Origin of the sequence: Nocardia amamiensis (assembly GCF_015477605.1) — a bacterium.
GTDB lineage: Bacteria > Actinomycetota > Actinomycetes > Mycobacteriales > Mycobacteriaceae > Nocardia > Nocardia amamiensis_A.
The window spans coordinates 1-4,383 of sequence record NZ_JADLQX010000098.1 but is presented as its reverse complement, the minus strand read 5'-3'; the positions used below and the strand labels follow the sequence as shown (position 1 = coordinate 4,383).

The 4,383-nt window shown below is 70.2% G+C and carries 1 protein-coding gene; it reads right to left on the bottom strand.

Annotation, left to right across the window (positions count from 1 at the left end; translation table 11 throughout):
• Nucleotides 1-4,383: non-ribosomal peptide synthetase (locus tag IU459_RS36650; RefSeq protein WP_195134173.1), on the bottom strand; the 4,383-nt coding region annotated here is incomplete at both ends.

The following is a 4,383-nucleotide window of genomic DNA, read 5'->3' as shown; positions in this document are numbered from 1 at the left end:
GGATCTCCCCGGCCGACATCCGGCCCAGGTAGTTGAAGCTGATCTGGCCGGACGAGCCGAGGCTCGGCGCGGTCTCCGGATTCAGCTGCCGCAGCAGGCCGTAGCCGAGGCCCTTGTCGGGCACCGCGAGCAACTGTTCCTTGATCGACTTCACGACCTCGCCCAGCGCGGCCCCGCCGGCGAAGGCGTCACCGAGATCGGCACCGGCCAGGTCGAGCCGGACCGGGTAGGCGGAGGTGAACCAGCCGACCGTGCGGGACAGATCCGCGCCGGGCACCACGTCCTCTTCGCGGCCGTGACCCTCCAGCTTGATCAGCGTCGCGTCCGACCCGTCGCCGCGCCAGCGAGCCACCGCTATGGCCAGTGCCGACAGCAGGCCGTCGTTCACGCCGCCGCGGTAGAGGCCGGGGATCGCGGTCAGCACCGCGTCGGTGACTTCGGCGGGCACCGTGACCTCGACTCGCTCGACGGTCGCGAACGTGTCGACGGCCGGGTCGAACGGACGGGAGCCGAGCAACGGATCCGGCGTGGCCGAAACCTGCTGCCAGAACGGCAGTTCCGCGACCCGTTCCGGCGCGCGCGCCGCCTCGACCAGACTGTGCGCCCAGCGCCGCATCGAGGTGCCATTGGCAGGCAGCGTCACCGGCTGACCCGCGACCAGCTGCGACCACGCGACCGCGAAGTCCGGGATCAGGATGCGCCAGGACACGCCGTCGACCACGAAGTGGTGCGCGACGATCAACAGCACATCGCGCCGCTCCCCGTCGAAGGCGAACCACACGAACTGCGCCATAGCGGCATTCGCCGGATCGAGCCTGCCCATCGCCGCGTCCAGCGCCTCGGTGGCGACCCGCGCCAGCTCCGCGTCGTCGGCTTCGGCGGCCAGCTCGACCCGATGCACCAAGGCGTCGATGTCGACCGCACCCCGCGGCAGCGCCTCGAACGTCCAGTCCGTGCCGGTGCGGCGCAACCGCGACCGCAGCACGTCGTGGTGGTCGAAGACCGCCGCGATGGTGCCGACCAGCGTCTCCCGGTCGATACCCTCCGGCAGCCGCAGCGCCATGGTCTGCGAGAACCGCTGGTACGAGGAGCCGCTCGCGAGGATCTGCCGCATGATCGGGGTCAGCGGGATCTCGCCGACACCGCCACCGGGCAGCTCCTCCAGCCGCGCCTGCTCCGCACCCGCGCCGAATGTGGCGATCTCCGCCAGCGAAGCCACGCTGCGCCGCTCGAACACGTCACGCGGAGTGAACAGCACACCACGCGCCTTGGCCCGCGAGACCAGCTGGATGGACAGAATGCTGTCACCGCCGAGCGCGAAGAACGAGTCGTCCAAACCGATCTGCTCGACACCGAGCACTTCGGCGAACACCTCGGCGATGACGGCCTCGATCTCGTTGGCCGGTGCGCGGAACTCGCGCGGAGCCAGCTCCGGTTCGGGCAGCGCCTTGCGATCCAGCTTGCCGACCGGGGTCAGCGGGATCTCGTCGATCACCACGATCGCCGTCGGCACCATGTGCGGCGGCAGGCTGCGCGACGCGTACTCGGTCAACCGCGCCGTGTCGATCTCCCGGCCCGGCGTGGCCAGCACGTAGGACACCAGAATCGTCGCGCCCGCCGCGGTCTGGCGGCCGAGCGTGATCGCGTACTCGACGTCGTCGTGCCTGCCGAGCACGGTGTCGATCTCGCCGAGCTCGATGCGGAAACCGCGGATCTTCACCTGGAAGTCCGAGCGGCCCACGTAGTCCAGCTCCCAGCGCACCGACGGCAGCGCGGCGTTGCCCGCCCGCTCACCGGGTTCGGCGTACCAGCGCACCACGTCACCGGTGCGGTACATCCGCGCGCCCTCGTTGCTCCACGGGTTGGCGACGAACCGTTCCGCGGTGAGGTCGGGGCGGTTGTGGTAGCCACGCGCCAGCGCGCCACCGGCCAGGTACAGCTCGCCCGCGACACCCGGCGGCACCGGGTTGAGGCGGTTGTCCAGCACCAGGGCCGACATACCGCGCACCGGACGGCCGATCGTGATGTGCCTGCCCGGGGTGAGCGCGGCGTACGACGAGATGATCGTCGTCTCGGTCGGACCGTAGGCGTTGAAGTACTTCCGGCCCGGCCACCACTTGGCCAGCAGTTCCGGCGTGGTGACGTCACCGCCGACGGAGGCCACCTCGAGCGCCTCCATGCCTTCGGGGTCGACCGTGCCCAGCACCGCCGGGGTGATGATCGTGTGCGAAACCCGCTCGGTGCGCAGCAGTTCGGCCAGATCCGGGCCGCCGATGATGGTCGACGGCACGACTACCAGCGTGGCGCCGGTGTAGGCGGCACACAGCCATTCCAGCACCGACGGGTCGAAGCTGGGCGAGCAGATGTGCAGGAACCGGTGGTGCGATTCGAGCTGGTACAGGTCGGTCGCGACGCCGACCAGGCCGCCCATGCCCGCGTGGGTCACGGTGACGCCCTTGGGCATACCGGTCGAACCCGAGGTGTAGATGACATACACCGGGTGCCGCATGGCCAGCGAGGAGATCCGGTCCGCGTCGGTGACCGGCGCGGCGGACTGGCTCTCGATGAGCGACCCGAGCTCCGGGTCGTCCATGCGCAGCCACTCGACATCGCGCGGCAGCTGGTCCACGTATTCGCTCGCGGTGATGCCGATGACCGCGCCGGAGTCGTTGACCATGTGCCGCATGCGGTCTTCGGGGTAGGTCGGGTCGATCGGCACGTGCGCGCCGCCGGCCTTCGCCACCGCCCAGAACGCGGCGACCATCTCGTAGGAACGCGGGAACGACAGCGCCACGATGCGCTCCGGTCCCACACCGCGTGCGATGAGCACCCGCGCCAGACGCGAGGAGTACTCGTCCAGCTCGCGGTAGGTGATCGACCGGCCTTGGTAGCGCACCGCGATCTGCTCCGGATCCAGCCGCGCGCCGCGCTGGAGCAGGTCCGGCAGCAGGCCGGTGGCCATGACGTCCTCGCCGTGCACGTGCGTGAGCAAGTGGTACTCAGCCGTGTCCAGCAGCGGCAGGTCGCCGATCGGGGTCTCCCGGTCGGTGGCGATCGCGGACAGCAGCCTGGTGAACCGCTCCGCGAACACCCGCACGGTCTGGTCGTCGAACAGGTCGCGCGCGAAGGAGAACTCCGCGTACATGCCCGCGTCGTCGGGGTTCTCCCCTGCCTCGCGGATGGTCAGCGACAGGTCGAACTTGGCGGTGTCGACGTCGAAATCGACCGCGCCCACGTGCAGTCCGGGCAGCTCGAAGCTGCTCTCGGGCAGATTCTCGAACGACAGCGCCACCTGGAACAGCGGGTGCCGCGCGGTGGAGCGCTCCGGGTTGAGCAGTTCCACCAGCCGCTCGAACGGCAGGTCCGCGTGCGCGAACGCCTGCAGGTCGGCGTCCTTGGTCCGGGCCAGGAACTGGCCGAAGGTCAGGTCGCCGTCCACGTGCGAGCGCAACACCAGGGTGTTGACGAACATGCCGATCACGTCGTCGAGTTCGGCTTCGCCGCGGCCCGCGATGGGGGTGCCGATGGCGATGTCGTCGGTGCCGGACATGCGCGCGAGGAACAGCGCGAGCGCGGCGTGCACCACCATGAACAGCGTCGCGTTCTGTTCCCTGGCGATCTCGGTGAGCATGCGATGCAGCTCGCCCTCGATCGGGAACACCACGCGCCCACCGGCGAACGACTGCGTGGTCGGACGCGGCCGGTCGGCGGGCAGGTTGAGCTCGTCGGGCAGACCGGCCAGCGCGGCGCGCCAGTACTCGGCCTGCTGCGAGATCAGGCTGTCGGGGTCGGTCTCCGAGCCGAGCACGTCGCGCTGCCAGAGGCTGAAGTCGGCGTACTGGATCGGCAGCGGCGCCCAGCCCGGTTCCACCCCGGCCGAGCGGGCGGCGTAGGCCAGCATCACGTCGCGGGTCAGCGGGCTCATCGACCAGCCGTCCGCGCTGATGTGGTGCGCCACGAACACCAGGACGTACTCGGTCTCGGCCACACGGAACAGCTCGGCCCGCAACGGAACTTCGGTGGTCACGTCGAATCCGGCGGAGACCACCTCGACGATCCGATGCCGGATGTCCTCGGGCGCGACGGCTTCCGGCGTCAGGTCCGGCACGGCCTGCTCGGCGGGCACGATCACCTGATGCGCCGCGCCACTCTGCTCGGGGTAGACGGTGCGCAGGGTCTCGTGCCTGGCGATCACATCCGCGACGGCCAGTTGCAGTGCGGTGACGTCCAGTTCGCCGGTCAGCCGGACGGCCACCGGGATGTTGTTCACCGCGGAGGCGGTGTCGAACTGGTTGAGGAACCACATCCGCTGCTGCGCCAGCGACAACGGGATCCGCTCCGGACGCGGACCGGCCACCAGAGCGCGACGACCACCAGCGCCCG